At 68.1% G+C, this 1,451-nt stretch carries 1 protein-coding gene; it reads left to right on the forward strand.

Annotated features, from left to right (window positions below; all coding sequences use genetic code 11):
• A partial coding sequence (locus tag ACFVUT_RS37685; RefSeq protein ID WP_389661355.1) for an ISAzo13 family transposase occupies positions 1-1,436 on the forward strand: 1,436 nt, incomplete at its 5' end.
• Positions 1,437-1,451: the final 15 nt, after the last annotated feature.

Consider the following 1,451-nt stretch of genomic DNA (forward strand, 5'->3'; position numbering starts at 1 on the left):
CGGGGCTGCGGCCAGCGCTGTTCGCCCTGGTCGAGCCGGACATGCGCGGAGACCCGATGTCGCCGCTGCGCTGGACGACCAAGTCGACCAGGAACCTGGCCGGCGAGCTGACCCGTCAGGGACACAAGGTCAGTGCCGACACGGTCGGTGACCTGCTGCGGGAGGAAGGTTTCAGCCTGCAGGCCAACTCCAAGACCGTCGAGGGCAAGCAGCACCCGGACCGGGACGCCCAGTTCCGCTACATCAACGAGCAGGCCAAGGACCACATCGGCGCCGGGGATCCGGTGGTCAGCGTGGACAGCAAGAAGAAGGAACTGGTCGGCCAGTACAAGAACGCGGGGCGTGAATGGCACCCCACGGGTGATCCGGTGCAGGTCAAGACACATGACTTCCTGGATCGGGAGGGGCCCGGCAAGGCGATCCCGTACGGCATCTACGACATTGCCGCGAACACTGGCTGGGTCAGTGTCGGCACCGACCACGACACCGCCGCTTTCGCGGTCGCCTCGATCCGCCGCTGGTGGCACGGGGCCGGACAGGGCGACTACCCCCGCGCCCGTCGGCTGCTGATCACCGCCGACGCCGGGGGCTCCAACGGCTACCGCACCCGGGCATGGAAGACCGAACTCGCCGCTCTGGCCGCCGAGACCGGCCTTGAGATCACGGTGAGTCACCTACCGCCGGGCACATCGAAATGGAACCGGATTGAGCACCGGCTGTTCTCCCACATTTCCATGAACTGGCGCGGCAGGCCACTGACCAGCCATGAAGTCATCGTGCAGTCCATCGCGGCGACCACCACCCGCACCGGACTAAGGGTCCGCGCCGAACTCGACACCGGCGCCTACCCCACCGGCGTGAAAGTCGACGACGCCCAGGTCGACGCGCTGACGATGACCCGCCACCGCTTCCACGGCGACTGGAACTACACCCTCCACGCACACCATGCCCAGCGCGCGCCCACAGCCACCAGCACTCCACACGGCGCTGAACCACGGCAGTGGGACGCCCGGCAGCACACCCGCCTCACCGACCCGGAACTCACCGGTATCACCCGCTCACAACTGGACACCCTGATCAGCGAGTTTGCGGCCCTGCAGCGTGCCCGACGGGAGGAACAGCGCCGCCACCGACGCGGTCGCGAACGACAACGGGCCCCCGGCGCCGGCCCCCGGCAGGCGTTCACCGACCCCGACCGGATCCTGGCCACGATCCTCTACCAGCGCGGCTGCTTCACCCACGCCCTCCTCGGCGAACTCTTCGGGACCAGCTCGCAGACCATCACCCGCACGATCCAGGACACCCAGCCCCTCCTGGACCAGCACGGCTGCACCGTCCCCCGCTCCACCGCACGATTCACCACCCCTACCGACGTAGCCGCCTACCTCGACGCCTACGGCACCGAGCCCCCGGACAACATCAAACCCGCATGTTGATTCTCTGCGAGCCCT

The organism is Streptomyces sp. NPDC058051 (assembly GCF_042885475.1).
Taxonomy (GTDB): Bacteria; Actinomycetota; Actinomycetes; order Streptomycetales; family Streptomycetaceae; genus Streptomyces.